Genomic DNA, 23,486 nt, shown 5'->3' with positions numbered 1-23,486 from the left:
TGCCTGCGCAGGGATTTTTTGGTCAGTTACTCGCATTACTACCTTAGTTGATCGATCCTATAGGGCTGCAGAACGTATTTTCTTGATAGCAGGCTATATTTAGATTTGACAGAAATACAAGGGTTATGTTATGCTGTATTTGAGGAATCGACCATTGGTCGGTTGGTGACGAAGGAGGAAGCATGAGAATTGTCAAAGGGTACGATGAGCGCCGGGCTGAGATTCTTGCAGCTGCTACCCAGCTCTTTCAAGAAAAAGGCTTTGAAAAAGCCAGTGTCAACGATATTTTGAAGGTCGTTGGGATTGCCAAGGGGACATTTTATTACTATTTTAAATCTAAGGAAGAAGTACTGGAAGCTGTTGTAGATGAAGCGACTGCCGTTCTAAAATCAAGAGTAGCAGCCGTTATCAATAAGCCAAACAAGGATCCAAAGGACAAGCTGGCAGAGGCTTTCCAAAGTATGAATATTACAGATATCTATGGCGGAAAGCTGCTGGAAGATATGCACAAACCCAAAAATGCTCTCCTCCATCAGAAATCCTTACAAGCTATCCTGCACGAAGTGACGCCTCTGCTAACAGGCATTATTGAAGAAGGGGTGCAAGCTGGCCAATTTGACTGTCCCTATCCTAAACAACTGGTGCAAATCGTACTTGCTGCTGTAGCAACACTCTTTGATGACGGAATTTTTCAGCTGGATAAGAAGGAGCAGCAGCAATTGCTTGAGGCTTTTCAATTCTTCCTCTTCAAGCAACTTGGTATTGAGAATTGAGTTATTCACTAAGATAAAATTGCCCTTGCTGCAATTTTATTTTTGACCGCAACCGACCGTTGGTCGACATATAAAGATATTATTTAAAGGAGAGCAAAATTGAAAAAATTTTTAACCCTATGGTTTGGGGAATTGATTTCCAGTATTGGCGGAGGGATGTCTGCCTTTGCTATGACTATTTACGCTTTGAAGGTTACAAATAGTGTAACCGCAGTTTCTCTTATAACCCTACTGGCATTTTTGCCAACTGTTCTGTTAGCTCCATTTGGCGGTTTTTTAGCCGATCGCTATGATCGGAGAGCCTTGATGATGATTGGTGACAGCTTCTCAGTCCTAGGCTTGCTTTATATCGTACTGAACTTGAATATCGGCTCAACCAATTTAAGTCCCATCTATATCGGTGTAACCATTAGTGCTGTCTTTTCGTCACTGGTTGAGCCAGCCTATCGTGCAACAGTGAGCGATTTATTGACCAAAGATGAGTATGCCAAGGCAAGCGGCATGGTTCAACTGGCAGCTAGTTCACGTTATTTAATTTCTCCTGCCTTAGCCGGATTCTTTCTAGCCTACTTTGATATTCGCTTTATTCTTTGTCTGGATATCCTATCTTTCCTAGTAGCTGTCCTCTTGATTTTCTGTGTTAAAAAAGGAATCAAGATTTCAAAACAAAAAGACAAAGAGAGGATTTCGTTTGGAGAAACTTGGAAGCTTAGCCGGAGCTATAAGGGTTTGCAATCCTTAATTGCTATGATGACCTTGGTTTGCTTCTTTATCGGACTAGTTCAAATTTTAGTCGAACCTCTGGTACTGAACATGGCTGATACGCAAACTGTTGGAATCATGGAAGCCCTTTGCACAGTAGGGCTCTTAGTCGGCAGTCTCTGGATTGGGGTCAAAGGCATTCATCGGCAGCATGCAGCGATTCTAGCCCAGGCTGGATTGCTAGCAGGTCTCTTCATTGGATTGTGCGGTTTTGTCATGAATATATGGTGGGTCGGTATCACAATTTTCCTCTTTTTTATGACTTTGGCCTTTGTCAATACCTGTGCCGATGTGCTGGTCAGAGTAACCATTCCTAATGAATTACAGGGCAGAATCTGGGGAATGATTAGTTTTATCACCCAATTCGGTACCATTATTGCCTATCTGTGTGCAGGTTTTCTGGCAGACCGTCTATTTGAACCCCTGATGGCCAAACAAGGTGCCTTAGCAGGAACTATTATTGGACAATTGATTGGAAGCGGAGCAGGCAGGGGAATCGGGCTTATGTTGATTATTTCAGGAATTGGCCTGATCCTTAGTTCACTGTTGATCGGCAGCAATCGCTCAATCAAGCAAATGAAAGTAGAGTAAGGAGGTGTCACATGTTCTACAAACTCCTAAAAAGCGACCTCAAGCGGCATCCTATCAAAAATTTGTTGTTAATTGGTCTGACTAGCCTGTCTCTCTTTATCGTTTGTAGCGTTTTCTTTCTCATAAAACAGACGGTATCCAGCATTTCTGACATGTACCAAGTAGCCCAGCCGCCTCATTTCATCCAAATGCATCGCGGTCAGCTAAACCAAGAAGAGATTGATCAATTTAATCAATCATACTCAGGTGTCAAAGCTTGGCAGACTGTGCAGCTATTAAATGTCGAAGGAAAGCAGCTGACCGTTTATCACCAAAACAAAAAGCGCGATGCCTTAGCGGATTCACAGCTGGATATTAGCTTTGTCAAACAGAATAAAACCTACGATCTGCTCTTAAATGCACAGCATGAAAAAATAGCGTTAAAATCGGGAGAAGTAGCCGTTCCAAAACTTTTGCGGGATCAATTTTCTATGAAAATCGGTGATCGGCTTCGTATTCAAGAAGGCGCATTTAGCAAAACCTTTACTATTACAGAGGTTGCTCACGATGCACAGATGAATTCAACCTTGGCTTCCTCTACACGATTTTTAGTGAGCGATGCTGACTTTGCAGAGTTAACAAAAAATCTTTCTCAAAAAGAAGTCATCATCGAAACTTACTTTAACGATACAGGTCAAGCAGACAGCTATCAATCGGCCTATAAGAAAGCAAGTTTACCACAAAACGGGCCATCCTTGACTTATCGCATACTCTTTTTTCTCAGTGCTTTAACAGATTTGGCCACTGCAGCCATCTACTTTCTAGCGGGAGGTTTGCTGCTTGTTATTACACTGATTTGCCTTCGCTTTATCTTACTGGCAGAGATTGAGGCTGAAAGCGGCGAGATCGGACTTTTAAAGGCTATTGGTCTGCCCAACAGGACCATCAAACAGCTCTATCTGCAAAAGATAGTCTTGACGACTGGCTTAGGTAGTTTAATAGGCTACTCTCTGGCTCTTGTTTTTCTACCTGTAACGACGCAAAGAATCAGGGAAACCTTTGGCCAGACAGGTCTCTCATTAGTCGATGGTATGCTAGGTTTTATGATTGTAGTCTTGCTTTTCTTCGTCATCACTTTCTATTCTTGGATAATTTTGAATCGTATTAAAAAAGCAAGTGTTGTGGATCTCCTTGTTCAGGGAAATGGCTTTGTCTTGCGTAGGAAAAAAAGGAAATTTCCTCCTGTCCGCCATCTGTCTGCCAACCTCTTAATAACAAGAAGAAAGCTCAAAAACGGTTATGCTTTTCCGTTTTGGCTCTGTCTTTTTATAAGTCTAACTATCCTCCTGCCTTCTCGCCTTATTCATACCATGAATGCGCCAGAATTCATTACCTACATGGGAAGCGCCAAATACGATATTTCTTTGGAAGTAACAGAAGGAGAAGGAGTCGACGCAAGAGCAAAAACTGCGAGGCAGACCCTACAAAAGATTTCACAGAGCCACTCTGTATCTCTCTCTGAAATCAGAAGAACACAAGTGCAGGCCGCCTCATCACAAGGAGATACAGTCAGTCTCCCAGTAGATATGGGGCAGGATTCAGGAAAAGAACTGCATTATACCCAAGGGCATGCAGCTAGAAATAATCAGGAAATTGCTCTGTCTCTTTTAGCAGCCGAGGAATTAGGGAAGGGTCTAGGAGATAAACTCACTCTTACAGTGAATGGGCAATCCATTTCTCCAAAAATCGTCGGACTCTATCAGGATATTACAAATGGTGGAAAAACAGCGAAATTACCCAGTGAGTTCAGTCAGGCACATTCGCAAAAATACATTTTCTACCTCCGGCTGACCAACCACCATCAGAAGAAAAAAATACTGCAACTATTAACATCGAAGCTTGGTAAGAAAGGCTACCGCATTAACGATGCCAAAGGAATTGTTCAGCAAACCCTAGGCGGAATGATTCAAGAGCTGCAAAAGGCTTCAAATACCACTTTAGGAGTGAGTTTGCTGATTTTTGGCAGCCTTCTCTTCTTATTTTTAAGTTTACATGTCAACCGCAATCTCAAAGAATTCATATTTAAGCGTACGTTGGGATTATCCTTTAGCTCTGTCTATTTACAGGAACTTTATCCGTTAGCCATCAGTTCTTTGCTTGGTGCTTTCAGCGGAATATTATTGGTACAGTATCTAGGAGAACCTTTTATTAGCAGTCTGTTTGGTCTGTTAAATTCTGGTATTCAGCAATTATCATTTGTCGCCATGAGCTGGACCGAACTCGCCGTTTATTTTTGCGTCTTAATCCTTATTATTGCCATCCTCACTTATATGGCACTCATTCCTGTTAAAAAGCAGTCATTCTTAGCCTACAGAAACGAATAACTCGATCATCAGAAAGGAAAAAGGTCATACCATGTTAAGCATTCAACATTTATCTAAATTTTTCGGAAAGAACCAAGTTTTAACCGATATCAATGTAACCGTTCATAAAGGTGATTTTGTGACCATCATGGGGCCGTCAGGCTGCGGAAAAACGACCTTTCTTTACCAAATCAGTGGTTTAGACAGAATCGAGCACGGAGATGTTTCCCTTAATAATCAGTCACTCAGCCAGTTATCTGACAACCAGTTAAGTCAATTGCGTTTAGAAAACATGGGGTTTGTTTTTCAGAAAAATCAATTTCTCAGCAATCTCTCCCTTATTGACAATATCGTTTTGCCAGCTCTCCAGCTAAAAAAAGAAGCCAAAAAAGAGATTTACCAACATGCCTATGACTTACTCGAAACGATGGCAATAGCAGATTTGGCAGATATGGATATCCGCCAAGTATCGGGCGGTCAGCTCCAGCGTGCCAGTATCTGTCGGGCGCTTATTAATCAGCCTGACATCATATTTGCGGACGAACCAACAGGAGCACTCAATTCCCAAATGAGCCTAGAAGTTATGAGTATTTTCCAAAAACTAAACCAAGAAGGAAGGACCATCATCCTCATCACCCATGACAGCCATGTAGCCTCCTATGGAAAACGCTGCCTGTTCATGAAAGACGGCCAGATCATTTCTGAAATCATAAAGGAGGAAACAGAAGATTTCCTACTGAATATTGAACACGAAGCGAAAAAATTAGGAATATAAGACCAGTCCTTGATAAAAACCAGCCACATAAAAGAAATTTATGTGGCTGGTTTTAGTCATGACTCGAAAAGTTTGGGTATTAATCGTTTCGAGTATTTGTTATAACTTCTTTCCGAAAAACTGTAATTTTCTTGAAAAACATATACAGGCGTGATATACTACTATCTGGATAAAAACGATTAAAAAACAAAGGAAAACGAACTTTATGAAACGTCAACGCTTATTAGAAAAAATCGAAGAATTAAAGGCTCTTATGCCATGGTATGTTCTGGAATACTATCAATCCAAATTAGCTGTTCCTTACAGTCTGACGACTTTATATGAATATCTCAAGGAATACCGTCGTTTTTTTGAATGGCTGATAGATGCTGACATTGTTCAGACTGATAAGCTTGCTGACATTCCGCTAGAGATTCTAGAGAAATTAACTAAAAAAGATATGGAATCCTTTATCCTTTACTTGCGCGAACGTCCGTCACTCAATACCTATTCGACCAAAAACGGGGTGTCACAGACCACTATCAACCGTACTTTATCGGCCCTCTCCAGTCTCTATAAATATCTGACTGAGGAGGTTGAAAATGATCAGGGTGAGCCTTATTTCTACCGTAATGTTATGAAAAAAGTCTCCACTAAAAAGAAAAAAGAAACACTTGCTGCCAGGGCGGAAAATATCAAACAGAAGCTCTTCTTAGGTGATGAAACCATGGAATTTTTGGATTATGTCGACAAAGATTATGAAGGCAAGCTTTCCAATCGGGCCAAATCATCTTTCCGAAAAAATAAGGAACGTGATCTAGCTATTATCGCCCTGCTGCTGGCTTCTGGTGTGCGTTTGTCAGAAGCTGTCAATCTTGATCTGAAAGATATCAACCTCAATATGATGGTTATTGAAGTCACTCGTAAGGGTGGTAAGCGAGATTCCGTCAATGTTGCTGGCTTTGCCAAATCTTATTTAGAGGATTATCTAAGAATCCGAAAAAATCGTTACAAGGCCGAAAAACAAGATGTTGCCCTCTTTCTTTCTGAATATCGCGGGGTTCCTAACCGTATCGATGCCTCCAGTATCGAAAAGATGGTGGCTAAGTATTCCGAAGATTTCAAAGTTCGTGTGACTCCCCACAAGCTCCGTCACACGCTAGCAACCCGCCTCTATGATGCCACCAAATCCCAAGTACTCGTCAGTCACCAACTCGGTCATGCTTCGACTCAGGTTACCGACCTTTACACCCATATCGTCAATGACGAGCAAAAAAATGCTCTAGATAATCTATAAAACTTACGTATTATTAATTATGTAAAAATAATAGAATTTAACCAAGCACCTAATTTACCTCACCTATAATTTACTAAGAGGGTGAGGTTTTTATGTCTTTCTGATTAACTAGAAAACTAAGCATGTGTTCAGTGATAGAAATTCTTTATCGCAGAGATTGAAAATTAGAATAACCGAATCTGTTGAATTTATAAGATAGGCGAACTATAATTTACTCATTCATTGAAAACATCTATGTCATTGTTAAAAGCTGTTTAGCAATGACTTTACCTATTATTATAAAGGAGGTCACTCTATGACAGAAAATGCTTTAGCAGGGTTGATCGTGGGGCTTGGTGTCATCATTTTAACCGTCTTGGCTTATTTGCATCGTAGAAAGACAGGATTTACAGCACTTGTTTTCACTGCCTTGATTGCCGGAACAATTTTTGGACTACTGCTGCAGCTAAGTCTAGGTTCTGATCATCCGGCCCTTTCAACAGCACTCGATTGGTTAGGTATCGTGGGCAATGGTTATGTCAGTCTCCTAAAGATGCTGATTATCCCTTTGGTTTTCATCTCTCTCGTCAGCGCTTTTACCCAATTAGAAATCGCGCAAAATATTAAAAAAATTGCGGGAACAACCTTAACTGTTTTGTTAGGGACGACTGCTGTTGCCTCTTTGATTGGCTACCTTTCGACCATCTCATTTAGGTTACAGGGGGCTAATTTTTCAGGGGTTGCTGATAAAGCGGCTTTGGCCAATATTCAGGAACATCAAGATGAACTCACAGGCCTGACACTGCCTCAGCAAATTGTAAATTTCCTACCAAGCAATATCTTTGCTGATTTTTCGGAAACACGTGCAACAAGTACTATTGCTGTTGTTATCTTTGCTATTTTTGTAGGTGTCGCCTATCTAGCTGTCAGAAAATCAGATCCAGAGAGTGCTGAGGTTTTTGCTAAACTCATCAAAAGTCTGCAATTGATCATTAATCGTATCGTTAAGCTAGTCCTTTCGCTAACACCGTATGGTATTTTTGCACTTATTACAAATGCAAGTGCAGTTAATTCTATAAAAACGATTGGACGGCTAGGTATCTTTATCGTTGCAGTCTACGTCGCTTTAGTTGTCGTACTCTTGGTTCATACCATTTTATTGCTAGTCCATGGTGTTAACCCTATTGTGTATTACAAAAAAGCTTGGCCTGCTTTAATATTTGCCTTTAGCTCGCGAACCAGTGCAGGTACACTTCCTTTAAATGTTAAAATCCAAACAGAGTCTCTCGGAGTTGACTCGACCATCGCAAACTTCGCTGCTAGTTTCGGATTAACCATCGGTCAAAATGGTTGTGCTGGTGTTTATCCTTCGATGGTGGCGACGATTATCGCACCAGCTATTGGAATCAATGTTTTTTCATGGCAGTTTATCCTGACTCTTATTTTAATCGATGTGATTGCTTCCTTTGGTGTCGCAGGGGTCGGCGGCGGAGCTTTGTTTACAACCTTGATTGTTCTTGGAACCTTAAACTTACCGGTAGCAACTTTAGGTATTTTGATTGCCATTGATCCAATTGTTGATATGGGTCGCACTCTAGTAAATGTCAATGACAGTATCTTGGCAGGTGTCATCACAGCCAAACGTACAGATCAACTGAATGAAACTCTGCTAAGAGACATTAATATTACTGTCTCCAGTGCTTTATAACTTTCGGCCACACAGGAATAAGGTGATTTTTCATTTAATTGACTTAGAAATGAAGCCTATTAATCAATAGCCAGCTAGAGAATCCTTGCTCTAGCTGGCTATTTCTATGTATCTTGGTTAGCGATTATCAATTGTTTCTGGATACAGATCGTGATTCATGAGACGGTAATTCGCCATTTCTTCATACTTGGTATCTGGCCGCCCATAATTAAAATATGGGTCAATGGAAATACCACCGCGCGGGGTGAATTTCCCCCAAACTTCAAGATAACGCGGTTTGAGGAGATTAATCAAGTCTTTACCAATAGTATTGATACAATTTTCATGGAAGTCACCATGATTGCGATAAGAAAATAGGTAGAGTTTCAGTGATTTAGACTCTACACAGAGTTCATCTGGAATGTAAGACAGATAAATAGTTGCAAAATCAGGCTGCCCAGTAATGGGACAAAGTGAAGTGAACTCTGGGCAGTTAAACTTGATAAAGTAGTCATTTTCTTGATGACGATTTTGGAAGGATTCCAGAATACTTGGGTCATAATCAAAAACATAAGGAATCTGCTGATTGCCCAGCAGAGTTAGGTCTTTGGTTTCTTCGGATTTCTTTGTCATGCTGCTGCTTCTTTCTGTTTGATATTTTGTTAATTAATGATGATGGTACTTGGCCGTTCTACTTCTCAGCTATTAGGCTGGTTTGAAAGGCAAACTCCAAGAGCTTCTAAACCCCTCTTTGGTTGTCATAGACTAAGGTGTGGAGTTGGGGCAGAACTCGGACGTTTCCCCAACTATCATCCTTGGCAACCTTGTCCCAAAGAGCGTGCAGGCGATCCAATTGATGGCGGACAATATCTCCCTCGGCCTTGGGTTCAGGATTGCCAACTGATAGATAAAGGACATCAGGCTGGTAGCGGACTTGGATTTTTTTGGCGAAAGCTAAATCTTCATCGTTAAAGATGGGAATTTTGTAAGTTACTTTTGCAGGATCCAGCCTTCCCACAATAAAGTCCAAGGTTTCCATATTAACGTCCATCTTGCTGGAAGGTGGTTTGGGACTAAGGGTAACTTGGTCGATATCTAGGAGCCAATCCTGCCAGCGAGATCCTTGAGTTTCAACAGCTAGGGTGACACCGCGATCTTTGAGCTTAGTAACTAATTCGGCCATATTAGCTGCCTGAAGGCAGGGATTGCCTCCCGAAAGGGTGACATAGTCATAGGTTCCCAGCTTGTCTAGCTCGGCGATGACTTGGTCGCTGGTCATACGGGTAGGCTTCTCTGAACCATCCCAGGTAAAGGCAGAATCACACCAATCACAATGGTAGTCACAGCCGCCTGTCCGAATAAACATGGTCTTTTGGCCAATAGCACGTCCTTCTCCTTGGAAGGTTGGGCCAAAAATTTCTAAGATGGGGAGCTTGAGATCGCGTTTTTTTCTCATGCTCATGCTAGGTCCCATTCCTTTCTAAACTCAGCATAAGAGCTAGGGGTTTCATAGAGCCGAACGGATTCTATCTGGAGGCCACGCTGGTCAGGGAGGTGAGTTTCTACTGTCTTATAAATCCAATAGACCATATTTTCTGCCGTCGTATTCATATAAGGCAGGCTTTCGTTGAGATAGCGGTGATCCAGTTGAGGTTCTAAATGCTCCTTGTAGATAGCCTTGAGGTCACCGAAATCATAGACCATGCCCCGCTCGTCTAGCATTCCACTGACAGCGATTTGTAAACGGTAGGTGTGACCGTGGAGGGATTTACACTTGCCTTCATACTGAAAGAGATGGTGGGCAGCATCGAAGGTAAATTCTTTGGAAACCAGTACTCTTTTCGGGGTGTAGATTAGAGATTTATTGGGGATTTCCTTCTTGATTTCTTTAGGAGCAAAAAACATTAGTCTTCACCTCTTCTTGCCAAATAGGTATCTAAGCCGTGCTGACGGAGTTTGCAGGCAGGACACTCTCCGCAGCCGGCCCCCATAACTCCATTGTAGCATGTTAGGGTTTTGTCTTTTACGTAGTCAAAAGCGCCTAACTGATCAGCCAATGCCCAGGTTTCTGCCTTATCTAACCACATCAAAGGTGTTTGAATTACAAAATCATAATCCATGGCTAAATTGAGAGTGACATTAAGGGATTTGACAAAAGCATCGCGGCAATCAGGGTAGCCTGAAAAGTCGGTTTCGCAGACGCCCGTCACAATATCGGTAATGTCCTTTTGTTTTGCAAGGACAGCCGCAAAAGAGAGAAAAAGGTGGTTGCGGCCATCAACAAAAGTATTAGGGACTTCTCCTTCTGAGGCTTCGATTTCTATATCAGATGTCAAGGCGTTATTGGTTATCTGGCCCAAAAGAGACATGTCAAGAATGTGATGGCTGATTTTTAAGTCTTTAGCAATTCCCTTAGCGACTTCAACTTCTTGACTGTGACGTTGACCGTAGGCAAAGGTTACGGCTTCAACATGGTCATAGTGCTTGAGCGCCCAAAAAAGACAAGTGGTGGAATCCTGACCGCCAGAAAAGACGACTAGGGCGGATTTACGTTTCATATTTTTTCCTCCAAGTGTATGGCTGCAAAAGAAAAAGCCCTTACCAAACGGTAAAAGCCACTAAAATAACGCTTTGTTAGGTTTTTTTTAGTGATGGCTTTTCCCAAACATCAGTATTTATGCTTCTTTATCTTAGCATGTTGTCAGTTTTAATTCAAGTTTTTCTTATGACTCTCTCGTGCATGAGTTGAATGAGGTAAGCATTTTGATACAAGTTTACCCAGCAATTCCAATGTTGATGCGTAAAAAAGTCAGACTTTCGTCCGACTTTTTTCTTATTCCTAGCGACGATCTTTACGAGAACGACGTCCGACTGGTTTTGGTACTTCTAGATAGTCGTCATCGTCACTTGTTTCAGTAACCTTGTCACCTCTTCTTCTAGGAAGATCTTCTAATTCAGTATCAACTGCTGTACTATCTTTACCAGAGTCACCTTCTTCGTCATGCTCATGTCTCAATTCAGTTGAAACGTGACGACGTCTAGGTCGACTAGCTTCTTTTTCTTCCCGTTCCGAACTCCGATGGCGAGGTGCTTCTTCCTCATCTTCTTCATGGCGATGGCGTCTATGATTGGAGCTGTTATTTACTCTGCGCCCGCTTTCTTCCTGATTGTTCTTTGTCGCTTTGAAGAAATGGATCAAAAGTCCTAGGAAGAAAACGATTTGTAGTACTAACCAAATTGCAAAGATAAAGATAAGTTTTTGCACTGGGCTATCAAGCGATGCTAACTTACCTGTTTTATTGGTAAAGTGGACCCCAATCTGGGTTGCCAATTCCTGAATATGCCAAGCTTCAATAATCAACCAAACAAATAAAGCTAGAGAAACTAACAAAGCTAAGATAACGAGTATTCGCTGTAAAATATTTTTCGTACGATTTGACATAATCTGTCCAACTTTCTTAGAAAATCTTCTATCATTATAACACGATTAAGCCTATTAGGAAAGGGGTTACAGAGATTGACTGGCCTTCTGCTCCTCTTTGGCTTGCTTATGATACACGTGATTTCTAATCAGCTTATAGATTGTTGCAGCTGTTGGGACAGCAATCAGCATACCTAGGATGCCCCAGAGAGAGGCGCCGATGGTAATGACCAAGATAACCCACATGGGTGGCAGACCGATTGAATGGCCAACAACACGGGGATAAATCAAGTTGCCTTCAAACTGTTGCAGGATAACAAGGAAAACAACAAAGAAGATTGCTTTAGGAATGGATAGGGTCATAATCAAGATAGCACCGATTGAGAGACCGATATAGGCTCCGACGACGGGGATAAGGGCCGTAAAACCGACTAAAATACCAACCGTTCCAGCGTATGGAATTTTGAAAATTAGCATGCCCAAGGCACAGAGACTTCCCAAAATCATAGCTTCTAAAGTTTGGCCGACGAAGAAACCATGGAAACTCTCATGGGTAATCCGTCTGACATAGTGGAACTTTTCTTCGTACTTGGGCAAATAGGCATGGACCAGCATGTTTCCCTGACGGCCCAATTTTTCTTTACCTGCCAAAACATAGATTGAAAAGACGAGGCTAATAAAGAGGGAAATGAGGCCTGAAGCTAGACTCGTTGCTGATGTCAGGAGACCGCTAAGAATCCCAATCACAGTTGTTGAAATCTGTTTATTGTACTTATTTAGCAAGCTTGAAGCACTTTTATTCAAATCAATATGGAAATAGTGCATCAGTCGCTGAACATTGGAATCCTTCTGGACATGATTGAAAAATTTACCTAAGCCTTCAAAATCGATTGTTAGCAGCGCTTTTAAACTAGTGATGAGATCTGGTAAGACAATTGAGAAAATCAGGAAAATGGCAATGACAAACGTTAAATAGGACAGGATTAAACTGATGGCTCTTTTTCCTGGAATATCACGGCCCAGAATTTTCTTCAACAGATGCTCATAGCCTGACATGACAATGTTGATGATATAGGCCATTCCGGCACCGGCTAAAAAGGGGAGGCTGGCTCGATAAATCGTCAGGAGGATTCTCTGCCCCAGCGACCAATAAGTAATGGTGGCATAGATTAATGCTATCACAAGAAAGAGATAGCCAAAATGTCTCTTGGTTAATTTCATAGGTCTTATTATAGCTCAAAAAGTTAGTGAGCTCAAGCAGACCTTATAATCTAGCCGTAAAAAAAGTCAGCCTCGATAGGCTGAACTCTTGTGCTAGTGATTGTTTTGTCTTGTTAACAATAGAATTGATTTGAAATAAATAAAGTTTTTTTCTTAGAGAGACAACTTGGATAGATCTTCTAAAGCGCGCTCCGCAATAGCTTCATAACGCTCCTTCTTATCACGAATCCGCGGTCCATCAAGTTCCTTGATGATACCGAAATTGACATTCATAGGCTGGAAATGCTTGCTATCGGTGTGAGTCACATAGTGCGGAAGGCTTCCAATAGCCGTCGTCTCCGGGAAGATCAGAGGTTCTTCTCCCCTAAGTAGACGAGCCGCATTGACCCCAGCCACTAATCCAGAAGCTGCTGACTCGACATAACCTTCGACTCCTGTCATCTGACCAGCAAAGAAGAGATTAGGATTTTTGCGGGACTGGAAGGTTTGAGTTAAAAAGTTAGGTGAATCCATGTAAGAATTGCGGTGCATAACTCCGTAGCGAACAAACTCAGCATTTTCCAGTCCTGGAATCATCTGGAATACACGTTTTTGTTCACCCCATTTGAGATGGGTCTGGAAACCAACGATATTGTAGAGACTGCCCGCTGCATTGTCCTGACGGAGCTGAACAACAGCATAAGGTGTCTTGAAGTCACCATCGCGTGGTCCCTGATAGTCGTCTGGATACTCTAGACCTACTGGTTTCATCGGTCCATAGAGCATGGTTTTAATGCCTCTTTTTGCCATAACCTCAATCGGCATACAGCCCTCAAAGTATTTTTCTTTTTCAAACTCATTGAGAGGCGCTTCTTCAGCATTGACCAAAGCCTCATAGAAATCCATGAACTCTTGCTTGGTCATCGGACAGTTGAGATAGGCAGCCTCACCCTTGTCATAGCGAGACTTGAGATAGACCTTGCTCATATCAACTGTACTGATATCAACAATTGGGGCTGCTGCATCATAGAAATAAAAGCCTTCTCCACCATTGAAGGCATGGATTTTCTCAGCCAGTGCATCTGAGGTCAAAGGACCTGTTGCAACTACGGTGATCGCATCATCAGGAATATCTGTGATTTCTCCACGAATGACTTCAATCAGAGGATGATTTTCCAGTTCAGCAGTAACACTTTCTGCATAGCCCTCGCGGTCCACTGCCATAGCGCCTCCAGCTGGTACACGGTGGGCTTCGCCATTACGCATAATAATGGAATCCAAGCGGCGCATTTCTTCTTTGAGCAGGCCGACCGCATTGGTCAAGCTATCTCCACGGAAGGAATTAGAACAAACCAGCTCAGCAAAATTGCTTGTCTTATGCTGGGGTGTTGGCTTAACACCACGCATTTCATATAATTTAACAGGGATGCCACATTTGGCAATTTGATAAGCTGCTTCTGAACCTGCCAAGCCCGCTCCGATAACATTGATGTAAGATTGAGACAAAACTAATACCTCTTTGCTAGGGATTCCTAGCTCAAATCTTTCTAAAAAATATAGCTTAAGTATATCAAAAAAAGCTTATTTAAGCGAGTCAGCTCACTAAACTCAACTCTATCAAAGAGTAACTTAAAAAAAGAGTGGGGACAAAAATCGGTAAATCGTAATGACATTACGATTTCGATTTCTCTCCACTCTCGTATTTTTAGGTGTTCGACCTGAAACGGTCTCCCAGACCGTTTCACTCCCACCTCCGCATAGTTGATTACTATTGACATGAACTGACGTTCATGGAATTCCTCCAACAGTTTCCCAAACTGTTGGAGCTGTCACTTGCATGGTAGTTAAACAGTCCAGTGGACTGTTTAAGGGGTCGCCTGAAAATGAGAATGCGACCCAAGATAAGGACCTCCAATCAACCACTGCGGCAAACTGCTATATCTTAAATAAATTAAATGAGGCAGGACTTTTGTCCCAGCCTCTTGATAAGTTTTACAAACTAACCTTTTATCTCATAGATACTATTAAATAGTTGCTTTTGGTATTTGTTCTTGACGATAAGATATAAGATAATTTCTATGATGGTACACACACCATAGCAGATAAGAGACAGTTCAGTATAAGACGTTAGGGTGACCCGATTGATAATGATAACAAAGAGCCAAGATATTCCGAGGGCGATTGCAAATGGCGCTAGAAACAGCCACCTAAGCGTACTTGCTGTAACAGCTTTTAAACGTGATTGGCTTAGGCCAATCTTCATCATGATGCTGTACTTCTTACTTTCTTCCTCTAGAGCAGAATAGAGTCTTGAGTAGATAATGCTGGCCATTCCGATTAAAAAGGAGACGCATAAAATACTGCCGACATAAGAGACTAACTTTCTGGTTAAACTTTCATTGTCATAATACATATAATACGATATCAAGGTCTCTTTTCCTTTTTTAAATCCGATCGCTTTCTCCAGCTCTGCCATTTTTCCTGCCTTATCCTCTTGATAGTGGACTTGGTCAAAGGCATAGATGGTGTCTTTGTTTAATTTCTGGGACAGCTCTTCGTATTTTTTATCGGAGATAACGGTAACACTTGTAAAATAGCCTGATAAGGCAATCACTCTCTTATCTAAGCCACTTTTCTTTGTGATGTGATAGCTTGATAATTTTTCTTTAACATTATCTGTTAAAACTGGCTCTGCTTTACCATCAACTCCGACCAGAAAATAGCTGTCGTCTGTAAGGTTAAGCTTCTCTCTATGCAAAAAGTTAGCGATGTCATTGTACATAGTATTCGATAAGATAATATGTCTGGTTGTTCTAAGATTACTTTTTAGCTGGGCATAGTCAATAGTCAGCTGCTTAAAATCATCCGTTTCTGCTAATTTTTTAGAAAGGGTATCTGCCTTTTTAGCGCCCTCTGCTTGATTTTCCCAATTAGCGTACATATAAGAGTACGGGACTACTTTTTTTGTGTCCTGCGCAATATTTCTAGGCGCTCCAACGATATAAACGAGAGAAGTTAAGACGATACTAAATAAAATCATAACGCCGGTCATCGTTTTGATATTCGTATTGATTTTGTATTTAAAATCACTCACCATCACCAAGTTCTGCTTGTTGTACAGCCGTCCGCTCTTTTTCATGACAGAGGCATAGACGGTAAAGATAAGATAGCAGATAAAGTAGGTGCTACTCATATAAGATAATAAATCTAATACATAGATAAAAATTGACGGTGTGTCACCAGAGATTAAATGCAAGTATACCGTTAGAGGAACAACTAATATAACGGCTAGCAAGGACAGGATAAAATGATTTTTTTCCGTCACTTCTTCTTTTTTTAGAAGATCGATGATTTTTTTCTTTCTCAGAATGACTGGAGCAAGCAGGGCTATAACTAAGAATAAGCTTCCCATGAGCACTAAGGTTAGTAAGACTGCCACCAGTGGAAAATAAAAGTGAAGGTCTAATCTGCCTATCATTTGTTGCGCTAGCATCAAGAAGAGCTTAGAAAAAATAATTCCCATGACAATCCCTGAAAACATGGCTGACGTTGACAGGATCATATTTTCAAGGAAAATCAGCTTACTAAATTGTTTCTTGCTGGTTCCGATAATATTTAAGATGGCAAATTGCTTGCTTCGGATTTTCAAAAAATTGCCTACTGAATACAGAATCAGAACAAAGGCAAAAGCTACGGAGACGATACGCGTTAGAAATAAGACGAGCCCAATCGTACCCCTTGAATCCACAATGGCTAAGGCTGGATGCTGGGCCAAGGTTGTGAAGAGAAAGAAGATAAAGACAGAAAAAGTACAACTTAGGAAATGGTATAAATAGGTTCTAAAGTCCCTTTTTATATTATTTAGTGCAAAATCAAATAGCGTCACTGTCATCACCTCCAAGCAGGCTCATCGTATTCAAAATTTCTTTTCTATAGATGTCATCGTTATTTCTGTTAATGATTTCCATATAAATATTGCCATCTTTTATGATATAAGTCTTATCACAGTAAGCTGCAATATTGGGGTCATGAGTTACCATGATAATCGTTACCTTCATGGACTCATTTAACTTTTTAAAAAGCTTCATCACATCTCGTGCTGATTTCGAATCTAAATTTCCGGTAGGTTCATCTGCCAGTAAAATTGATGGATTGTTTATGACTGCTCTGGCGATAGCAACCCGCTGCGCCTGTCCTCCTGAAATTTCATAAGTCCTTTTATTGAGCAAATGGGAAATGCCTAAAAATTCGCTGATGTGTTTAAGCTTTGTACTCATGCTATCCAAGGGCACATTATCCAAGGTCAGTGGCAGAATAATATTTTCTCCCACTGTCAAAGTGTTGATAAGGTTAAACTGCTGAAAAACAAAACCCAACTCTTTTCTTCTGAAAGTTGATAGCTGTTCATCATTCATGTCATAAGGATTGCGTCCAGCAATGAAAACAGAACCTCCCGTGGGTTTATCAATGGTTGATATGGCATTTAAAAAGGTACTTTTCCCGCTTCCGCTGGGACCCATGATGGCGATAAACTCTCCTTCTGCCACCTCCATATTGATGTCGTTTAAGGCTTTGAAAGAGACCTTTCCCTTGTATGTTTTTTCTAAATTTGAAACTGTTAGTATCATGTTGTGCTTCCTTTCAAAATGATTTTAAACGAGGTTGAGACAAAAGTTCTCGGCCTTATTTATTTTGGCAATTTTAGATGCAAGGCGCAGTGGTTGACTGGTGGTCCTTATCTCGGGGCGCACTCCTATTTTCAGGCGCCCCCTTAAACAGTCCACTGGACTGTTTAACTACCACGCAAGTGATAGCAGCCAACCTAATCAACTGTGCGGAGGTGAGACAACGAAATCAAATTCTTTGAATTATTGATTCCTGTCACACTCTTATTCATCTTTTACAAGTATAGTTTACCAAGTATGAACCCAAACAAAAATCCGGTAACATGACAGAACCTTACAGTTTTGTCACGTTATCGGATAGGATCCCTAAAATCTCACTGTTATTGTGGTTCCTTCATCTACTTTGGAATCTACCTCTACATCATGTCCCAAATGCTCGACAACTCTTTTGACAATATAGAGACCAATGCCACTGGAATCAGCTGTATTTCTTCCATTTTTTCCTACGTAAAATAAGTCAAAAATATTTTTTAAGTCAGCCCTTTCTATTCCTGTGCCATCATCCATAATGGACAAGAGAACCTTATCTTCTTCTCTTTTTGCTCTAATTGTCACTGTTTGCCCTTTATGACTGTACTTTATGGCATTTGTCAGAAGTTGGTGGATAACCAATTTCAGCCATTTGGAATCGGAATAAACATAAATAGTATCATCAATGTCTAGTTTAGGATAAATCTGCGATGCGATAAAATAATCTTTCAATCCATTGATCGTATCCCGGCAGAGTTCTTTTAAGAATACCTTTTCGGAGACAAAATCATTCTTAAAGTCATCTAGCCGATAGATGTCTAACATCTGATTTAAGTCATACTCAATCGTACTGATGTTTCTGCGTATTTTTTGATAATGCACTGTATCATGCAGATTTTCACTAGTCAGTCTTAATACCGACAGCGGAGTTTTTATTTGGTGTACAAATCGGTAGATCATTACCTTTTGTAACTTTTTATCTTGCTTCTGCTCTATTTCCCTTAGATTATTGTTCATAATCAAGTTATCTACCATCAAATTAAAACTTTCTTCAAATGAGCTTCTAGGCTTTTGAATTAAATAGTCACTTAAACTATCGCTTTTCAGTAATAATTTTTCATATACCCGCCCTCTTTTATAAAATCTAATGATAAATAAAATGAGTAAGATCACAAAGACTAAAAAGCTGAAATAGAAAATCTCTTCAAGCCAGATTCCTTTAAGATAAAACAACAGTCCAAAGAAAACAACTTGAGTTAAAAAACTCATGAAAAATAAAGGAGCACAGTCTGCAATGAATAATTTTAGGACACTTTTACGCTTCATATTCCACCTTATAGCCCATGCCTCTCACGGTTGTGACTTTTAATTGCGAGTTTAAGTCAGCCAACTTTTTTCTAACCCTGCTAATCGTTACATTTAGCGTATTTTCTTCTACGAAAAGCTCGTTATCCCAGATGCCAGATAGCAACTTTTCACGGCTAATCACGTTTGGATAACTGTCAAACAAAAGCTCTATTAAAGTAGCTTCATTTTTAGATAAATCCACTTGATGTTCTTGGCACATCAAGGTAAATCTGAGTTTGTTAAAGGTGCAATCCCCGCAGATTACTTCAGTCTCATTATGAGCATATTCACCATAGGTCCGTCGTAGCTGTGAGTTGACCTTGGCGAGCAGTAGGTCATGTGAAAAAGGCTTGATTAGATAATCATCCCCTCCGCTCATAATAGCTCTGACTTGGTCAGTATCTTCTGATCTTGCGGACATAAAAATGATAGGAGCTTTGGTTATTTTTCTAATCTCATTACACCAATAAAAGCCATCGTAATAAGGAATGTTAATGTCCAGCAAAACCAGATGCGGGACATATTCCTTAATAAATTGATCAACATGCTTAAAGTCTTTACAAATAGATACTTCAAAATCATACCTAATCAGGTGTTCTTTGATACTTGTTGCCAAATCTGAATCATCTTCGATCATTCCTATTTTAAACACCATATAGCTCTCCTTAAATCATTAGTTATACCCACATGTTGTTAGCTTAACCATTTTAAATGTTTTAGGGCTTTTCGTATGCGGTTTTCATGAGTTTAATCTACCAGTTTCGGTTCCCAAACAAATCTATTATACAATAATTTAACCCAAATGAAATCGCTCTACTAGGGAAACCAATCGCGGGGGCTAGGTCCATACCTCCTCCCCCATCAGCTGACTACTGATCTTTGATCAATACTTTGGTATGTCTGAGAAGACAGTCGTTTTTTGTGTGGAGACTTATTGAGTAGCTATATATTCTTTAGCCTTATTTGCTGATGCACCCTACCACCTTACGATATAACTGGATTTATCTGTATCTTCTCATAATATATTTGAGCTTTGGCGTTTCGAATACTTCATCGATTCTGAATCCAAGTTTATCATAAAGCTTCTTGGCATTTTGATTGAAATCAAAAACAGTTAAGGTGATGCTTTTTATATGGTCATCCTCAAAAATTAAATTTACAAATCCGTTCAGTGCTTCTTTTCCAAGCCCCATTCCTGTTTTTTGGGGGTCTAATACGAATCTCCCTATGTGTATATTATTGCTCTTAACCTCCACTTTTTGTATCACACCTATAAATTCATCATCATTGAAGATTGAAAATATATTTGCTAATTCTTTTATCTTGTCATCATTCAATGGATAAGAAATCTGCGGTCCCATCCATTGCTCTTGGAAGTCCTTTCCCTCTTTATTAGACCACTCACATAACAGCAAAGCATGGTCTTTATTTATCCCTTCTTCAAATCTGATAGTCATCTCACACCCCCACATAAGTTCAAAATATTTGTGCTGTTATCCCCACTCTGTAGCGCTCTCACACAAACTGTTACAATCTTTTACTCACAGCATCTCTGTTCAGCTCTGCTTTACCTTCCCTGCAACTGAAAACAATTTATCCATTAGCCGATGCGCTCGAACATTTTCGAGAAAAATAAAAGGTCCAAAAAACGGTTAGTTTTACTTATAGGGTACCATAATTGAAGGATAAAAACCTTTCTTTAGTGCGCTCAAAAATAGCCCAAGCTAAAAAACTATTCCATTTTATGTCGAAAAATCAACACTTTGGAATAGTTTCTTTTACTTTAGTACCTTAGTTGACTGATATTATAAAATACCAGTGTTTTTGATTCCCGTATAAAAACATTAATGATTATCCTCTGGCGGTGTTCCGCTTCCAGGGAAGGCCGGATGATGGCCGTTGGGTAAGAGAGGAATCGTATCTTTAGGAATATCACGGCGAATTTCTGGATGAGGAGTTGTTTCTTTGGTTGCCCTTACCTTTGCCGGATGACCATCAGCTGTTGTAATGGTGTAAGTCTTTCCTTCCTTGAGGTCTTTACTCGAGTAGACAACATTATCAAAATCAACCTCAGCCTTGGTTTCGGCCACCACTTCGCCGTTTTCATCTGTAACGGTAATGGTATCACCGGCTAATCCTGAGGCAATACCAATAATATAGGCCTGCTTGGTTCCTGTTGAGAAGCCTTGGGCAAATCCCATGTGTCCAATTCCCCAGATAGTGCCGCCAGAAGCCAGACCGATACCATCGTAGTCAATGGCTGAGCTGTAATCGGTCTTAGACTGAATCTTAAGATTACCGCCAGTAACAGTTAAATTACCATTGGAGTCGATACCATCATCATAGCCAATACCATTAACATCGGCATCAGAGAGAATGATAGCAACGCTGTTTTTAATATCAGCTGGGCTGTTGGTCAACTGAGAGAGGTCGGCATCGTCTTTGGCAGTCCACTCAGTAGCATTAATCACATCATCACCGGAATCAATGGTGACAGTTCCTTTTTTCAGCTCAACATGGCGGCCTTCAATCCCTTCGGAATCAGACTTGATGATTATGGTCGTAGAGCCTTTAACGGTTACCTCGTCGTTTACTGTAATGCCTTTACTTGCGGCTGTGATATTTATGGTTGAATCTTTGATTTTGAGATCACCGGCATTGACATCAGTACTATCGCTGACTTGGATTCCATCATCACCAGCGGTAATGGTAAGGTTGGAATTTTTGATACTTACCTCTGTTTGGGCATTAATCCCATCTTTAGTTGCTGAATGAAGGTTCAGATTAATGTCCTCAGCTTTTAGGCTCTTCGCCTTGATCGCATGCGAACCTGTACTAGTCAGCGTCAGGGTACTTTTTTTCTTACCAGTGATAAAGAGTGCTCCACCTGCTTCAATCGTAGCTTTAGATGATGATAAAGAACTGTCTGAGGAAACCTTAATGCTCAAATCTTTTACAGATGAAATACTGGAATCCGTTAGATTGACAGCTTTAAGTTTCAGCTTAACCTTACCCTTTACACCGTCGGCAACAGCAATATGGTAGCCATTGGCAGAACCTGTTAAGGTATAGGTACCGGCAGTCGAAATGGTGACATTTTGGCCATCAATAGTGACACGTGATGATGAAGACTGTGCTCCAGCATCGCTGAAGATAATAGTTGATTTATCCTCATCGTCATCGTCGTCCTCCTGATCGTAGGCCACAGCAGTTTCAGATGACTCTGTCTTAAAGCTTTCATCACTTTCTTCTTCATCTTCTTCTGATTCGTCATCTTCTGGCTCATCTTCATCGGACACGGTTTGTTTACCATTAAGCAGGGCTTCTTGTTTTTCGGTCTGGTCCTTTGTTTCATTGACTGGCTGCTCTTCTGTTTGGCCAGAATCACCAGAAGAAGCACGGTCTGCAGCTGCTGTTTGTTGATTCTCTACCGTTTGTGAAAGACCATCTGGAGTAGCTGTTTCTGTGACCTTATCTTCTGGTGCAGTGGCATGATCATCGGCTGAGACAGTCTGCCCAGCTCCCAATATGACCAGCGTTCCTGCCAAGATAATCCCTGCTAAGAGACCTTTAGAGGAACGGCGTTTAATCCCGTGCCCCTTAGCGTTTGCAAAATTCTGACGGTTAAATAAATATTTTTTGTTCATACTGATTCATAAACCTCCTAAATATTGAAAAGTTGAACGTCGTCTAAATGCTACAATGTCAAGACTGTCACTGTAGGCAGTGTCCATTGTAGCAACAAATCGTAAACTTAACAAATATTTAAAGTAATCTCAGCTATTAAATCTAACGAAATTAAGACCGCCAAGTCCAGAAAAACTCGGATGGGCGGGGAAACTCACTATTAGTTAATCTAAGAGGCAATCTTGCAGTGAATAAGATAATGATTAATGGAATGGCGCACGGACTCAACTATCCAAACAACAAGAAAGCCAGACTAACTAAAAAGAACTGAAATCCCCTGCTATGAGACCTCAATTCTTCTTATAACATCAGTCAACTAGATAATTTCCCTGCAGTTTATAATTCCTATATTTTTCTCCTTGCAAGGTTAAAAATAGGATGAAAGGTCTGTTCCAGTATCGGTACTCATACCCCTTGGCGGTAAGTAAGTTTTAAAAATTTTCTTGCTCTTTCTAAATCTCTATCATAAAGAGCGATATGTCCTCACTTGATCGCAAAACTCTCTCGCTGACCAATCCAATCTAGATCAAAATTCTACAGGATTTCCTAAAATTATAAAAATCAGTAGGCATATCCCAGAATTTATGAGAGACCAAATGTAAAATAATTTCTCTCCTTTAAAATATTTTGATAACACTAGATAATTCGCTAAAAAGGCTACTGATAGCAGTGCTGAAATCCAGATTAATACGGTATTTGTATATAAAAAGTTAATTTTTAAGCAGTAATGCCCTCTGCTAATGGATAGCAGATACAAAGGAATGGCGAGTGAATTACTAATCAAAGTTAGTAAAACTCCCAATTTTATAGATTTCTTCCATCCCCTAACTTTTATGTTGAAATCCTTTTCGACCCAATTAACTGCAAAAAGTATGTTCCAAAGAAGAATAAACTCTGGTCTTATAAAAATAGCTAGATAGCTAGCTATTATAAAAATAAGGACTTGGAATAGTACTCTTTTAAAAATAATCGTCATAATTTTAAATTCCAA

The 23,486-nt window shown here is 40.4% G+C and carries 20 protein-coding genes; 6 read left to right on the top strand and 14 right to left on the bottom strand.

Translation table 11 applies throughout. The annotated features are described in order from the left end of the window. Window positions 1–182: 182 nt before the first annotated feature. The 6 genes from G7Y32_RS04220 (at window position 183) to G7Y32_RS04195 (ending at window position 8,206) form a co-directional block, all read left to right on the top strand. The gene (locus G7Y32_RS04220) at window positions 183–773 is read left to right on the top strand and encodes a TetR/AcrR family transcriptional regulator (protein ID WP_165211063.1); all 591 of its coding nucleotides are present in this window, start codon (window positions 183–185) and stop codon (window positions 771–773) included. 99 nt (window positions 774–872) lie between these two features. Beyond that, entirely contained in the window at window positions 873–2,126 is a 1,254-nt protein-coding gene (locus G7Y32_RS04215) for an MFS transporter (RefSeq protein WP_165211060.1), read from the top strand. 11 nt (window positions 2,127–2,137) lie between these two features. Beyond that, a complete protein-coding gene (locus G7Y32_RS04210; RefSeq protein ID WP_165211057.1) occupies window positions 2,138–4,489 on the top strand; it encodes an ABC transporter permease in 2,352 nt (783 codons plus the stop codon). 31 nt (window positions 4,490–4,520) lie between these two features. Beyond that, a complete protein-coding gene (locus G7Y32_RS04205; protein ID WP_165211054.1) occupies window positions 4,521–5,243 on the top strand; it encodes an ABC transporter ATP-binding protein in 723 nt (240 codons plus the stop codon). Window positions 5,244–5,448: 205 nt separating this feature from the next. Next, on the top strand, window positions 5,449–6,519 hold the full coding sequence (gene xerS, locus G7Y32_RS04200; protein WP_165211051.1) for a tyrosine recombinase XerS: 1,071 nt from the start codon (window positions 5,449–5,451) through the stop codon (window positions 6,517–6,519). 295 nt (window positions 6,520–6,814) lie between these two features. Further along, window positions 6,815–8,206, top strand: a complete 1,392-nt coding sequence (locus tag G7Y32_RS04195; protein ID WP_165211048.1) for a cation:dicarboxylate symporter family transporter — start codon at window positions 6,815–6,817, stop codon at window positions 8,204–8,206. 117 nt (window positions 8,207–8,323) lie between these two features. Here G7Y32_RS04195 and queF read toward each other — a convergent pair whose 3' ends face one another. The 14 genes from queF to G7Y32_RS04125 form a co-directional block, all read right to left on the bottom strand. Next, window positions 8,324–8,818 (bottom strand): preQ(1) synthase, encoded by a 495-nt coding sequence (gene queF / locus G7Y32_RS04190; RefSeq protein WP_165211045.1) that lies wholly within the window; start codon window positions 8,816–8,818, stop codon window positions 8,324–8,326. 106 nt (window positions 8,819–8,924) lie between these two features. Next, window positions 8,925–9,641: a 7-carboxy-7-deazaguanine synthase QueE gene (queE, locus tag G7Y32_RS04185; RefSeq protein ID WP_165211043.1), complete on the bottom strand. Its 717-nt coding sequence runs from the start codon at window positions 9,639–9,641 to the stop codon at window positions 8,925–8,927. 2 nt (window positions 9,642–9,643) lie between these two features. Continuing rightward, complete coding sequence (gene queD, locus G7Y32_RS04180; RefSeq protein ID WP_165211040.1) at window positions 9,644–10,090, bottom strand: 6-carboxytetrahydropterin synthase QueD; 447 nt, start codon at window positions 10,088–10,090, stop codon at window positions 9,644–9,646. Continuing rightward, a complete protein-coding gene (gene queC, locus G7Y32_RS04175; protein WP_165211037.1) occupies window positions 10,090–10,743 on the bottom strand; it encodes a 7-cyano-7-deazaguanine synthase QueC in 654 nt (217 codons plus the stop codon). Before queC ends, queD begins: the two co-directional genes overlap by 1 nt. A 281-nt stretch (window positions 10,744–11,024) precedes the next feature. Further along, entirely contained in the window at window positions 11,025–11,627 is a 603-nt protein-coding gene (locus tag G7Y32_RS04170; protein ID WP_165211034.1) for a hypothetical protein, read from the bottom strand. 66 nt (window positions 11,628–11,693) lie between these two features. After that, window positions 11,694–12,827: an AI-2E family transporter gene (locus G7Y32_RS04165; protein ID WP_165211031.1), complete on the bottom strand. Its 1,134-nt coding sequence runs from the start codon at window positions 12,825–12,827 to the stop codon at window positions 11,694–11,696. Between the two features lie 153 nt (window positions 12,828–12,980). Further along, window positions 12,981–14,312, bottom strand: a complete 1,332-nt coding sequence (gene trmFO, locus G7Y32_RS04160) for a methylenetetrahydrofolate--tRNA-(uracil(54)-C(5))-methyltransferase (FADH(2)-oxidizing) TrmFO (RefSeq protein WP_165211028.1) — start codon at window positions 14,310–14,312, stop codon at window positions 12,981–12,983. A gap of 493 nt (window positions 14,313–14,805) precedes the next feature. Beyond that, on the bottom strand, window positions 14,806–16,698 hold the full coding sequence (locus G7Y32_RS04155) for an FtsX-like permease family protein (RefSeq protein WP_346773311.1): 1,893 nt from the start codon (window positions 16,696–16,698) through the stop codon (window positions 14,806–14,808). Beyond that, on the bottom strand, window positions 16,679–17,434 hold the full coding sequence (locus G7Y32_RS04150; RefSeq protein ID WP_165211022.1) for an ABC transporter ATP-binding protein: 756 nt from the start codon (window positions 17,432–17,434) through the stop codon (window positions 16,679–16,681). Before G7Y32_RS04150 ends, G7Y32_RS04155 begins: the two co-directional genes overlap by 20 nt. Window positions 17,435–17,797: 363 nt before the next feature. After that, window positions 17,798–18,787, bottom strand: coding sequence for a sensor histidine kinase (locus tag G7Y32_RS04145; protein ID WP_165211019.1), 990 nt, complete (start codon window positions 18,785–18,787; stop codon window positions 17,798–17,800). After that, window positions 18,777–19,463, bottom strand: a complete 687-nt coding sequence (locus G7Y32_RS04140) for a response regulator transcription factor (RefSeq protein ID WP_165211016.1) — start codon at window positions 19,461–19,463, stop codon at window positions 18,777–18,779. Before G7Y32_RS04140 ends, G7Y32_RS04145 begins: the two co-directional genes overlap by 11 nt. Before the next feature lie 346 nt (window positions 19,464–19,809). Then, window positions 19,810–20,265: a GNAT family N-acetyltransferase gene (locus G7Y32_RS04135; RefSeq protein ID WP_165211013.1), complete on the bottom strand. Its 456-nt coding sequence runs from the start codon at window positions 20,263–20,265 to the stop codon at window positions 19,810–19,812. A gap of 387 nt (window positions 20,266–20,652) precedes the next feature. Beyond that, complete coding sequence (locus G7Y32_RS04130) at window positions 20,653–22,455, bottom strand: carbohydrate-binding domain-containing protein (protein ID WP_165211010.1); 1,803 nt, start codon at window positions 22,453–22,455, stop codon at window positions 20,653–20,655. A gap of 566 nt (window positions 22,456–23,021) precedes the next feature. After that, entirely contained in the window at window positions 23,022–23,471 is a 450-nt protein-coding gene (locus G7Y32_RS04125) for a hypothetical protein (protein ID WP_165211007.1), read from the bottom strand. Window positions 23,472–23,486: the final 15 nt, after the last annotated feature.

Origin of the sequence: Streptococcus tangpeifui (assembly GCF_011038795.1) — a bacterium.
Taxonomy (GTDB): Bacteria; Bacillota; Bacilli; order Lactobacillales; family Streptococcaceae; genus Streptococcus; species Streptococcus tangpeifui.
Note: the sequence above shows the minus strand (reverse complement) of the source record. Positions and strands in the feature narration are given on the sequence as shown.

Coding starts and splice junctions, on each gene's coding strand:
- queE (WP_165211043.1), bottom strand. CDS start 9,641: ATGAGAAAAAAACGCGATCTCAAGCTCCCCATCTTAGAAATTTTTGGC.
- queF (WP_165211045.1), bottom strand. CDS start 8,818: ATGACAAAGAAATCCGAAGAAACCAAAGACCTAACTCTGCTGGGCAAT.
- xerS (WP_165211051.1), top strand. CDS start 5,449: ATGAAACGTCAACGCTTATTAGAAAAAATCGAAGAATTAAAGGCTCTT.
- G7Y32_RS04165 (WP_165211031.1), bottom strand. CDS start 12,827: ATGAAATTAACCAAGAGACATTTTGGCTATCTCTTTCTTGTGATAGCA.
- G7Y32_RS04210 (WP_165211057.1), top strand. CDS start 2,138: ATGTTCTACAAACTCCTAAAAAGCGACCTCAAGCGGCATCCTATCAAA.
- G7Y32_RS04170 (WP_165211034.1), bottom strand. CDS start 11,627: ATGTCAAATCGTACGAAAAATATTTTACAGCGAATACTCGTTATCTTA.
- queD (WP_165211040.1), bottom strand. CDS start 10,090: ATGTTTTTTGCTCCTAAAGAAATCAAGAAGGAAATCCCCAATAAATCT.
- G7Y32_RS04220 (WP_165211063.1), top strand. CDS start 183: ATGAGAATTGTCAAAGGGTACGATGAGCGCCGGGCTGAGATTCTTGCA.
- G7Y32_RS04195 (WP_165211048.1), top strand. CDS start 6,815: ATGACAGAAAATGCTTTAGCAGGGTTGATCGTGGGGCTTGGTGTCATC.
- G7Y32_RS04205 (WP_165211054.1), top strand. CDS start 4,521: ATGTTAAGCATTCAACATTTATCTAAATTTTTCGGAAAGAACCAAGTT.
- G7Y32_RS04135 (WP_165211013.1), bottom strand. CDS start 20,265: ATGACTATCAGATTTGAAGAAGGGATAAATAAAGACCATGCTTTGCTG.
- G7Y32_RS04130 (WP_165211010.1), bottom strand. CDS start 22,455: ATGAACAAAAAATATTTATTTAACCGTCAGAATTTTGCAAACGCTAAG.
- G7Y32_RS04155 (WP_346773311.1), bottom strand. CDS start 16,698: ATGACAGTGACGCTATTTGATTTTGCACTAAATAATATAAAAAGGGAC.
- G7Y32_RS04140 (WP_165211016.1), bottom strand. CDS start 19,463: ATGGTGTTTAAAATAGGAATGATCGAAGATGATTCAGATTTGGCAACA.
- G7Y32_RS04145 (WP_165211019.1), bottom strand. CDS start 18,787: ATGAAGCGTAAAAGTGTCCTAAAATTATTCATTGCAGACTGTGCTCCT.
- G7Y32_RS04125 (WP_165211007.1), bottom strand. CDS start 23,471: ATGACGATTATTTTTAAAAGAGTACTATTCCAAGTCCTTATTTTTATA.
- queC (WP_165211037.1), bottom strand. CDS start 10,743: ATGAAACGTAAATCCGCCCTAGTCGTCTTTTCTGGCGGTCAGGATTCC.
- G7Y32_RS04150 (WP_165211022.1), bottom strand. CDS start 17,434: ATGATACTAACAGTTTCAAATTTAGAAAAAACATACAAGGGAAAGGTC.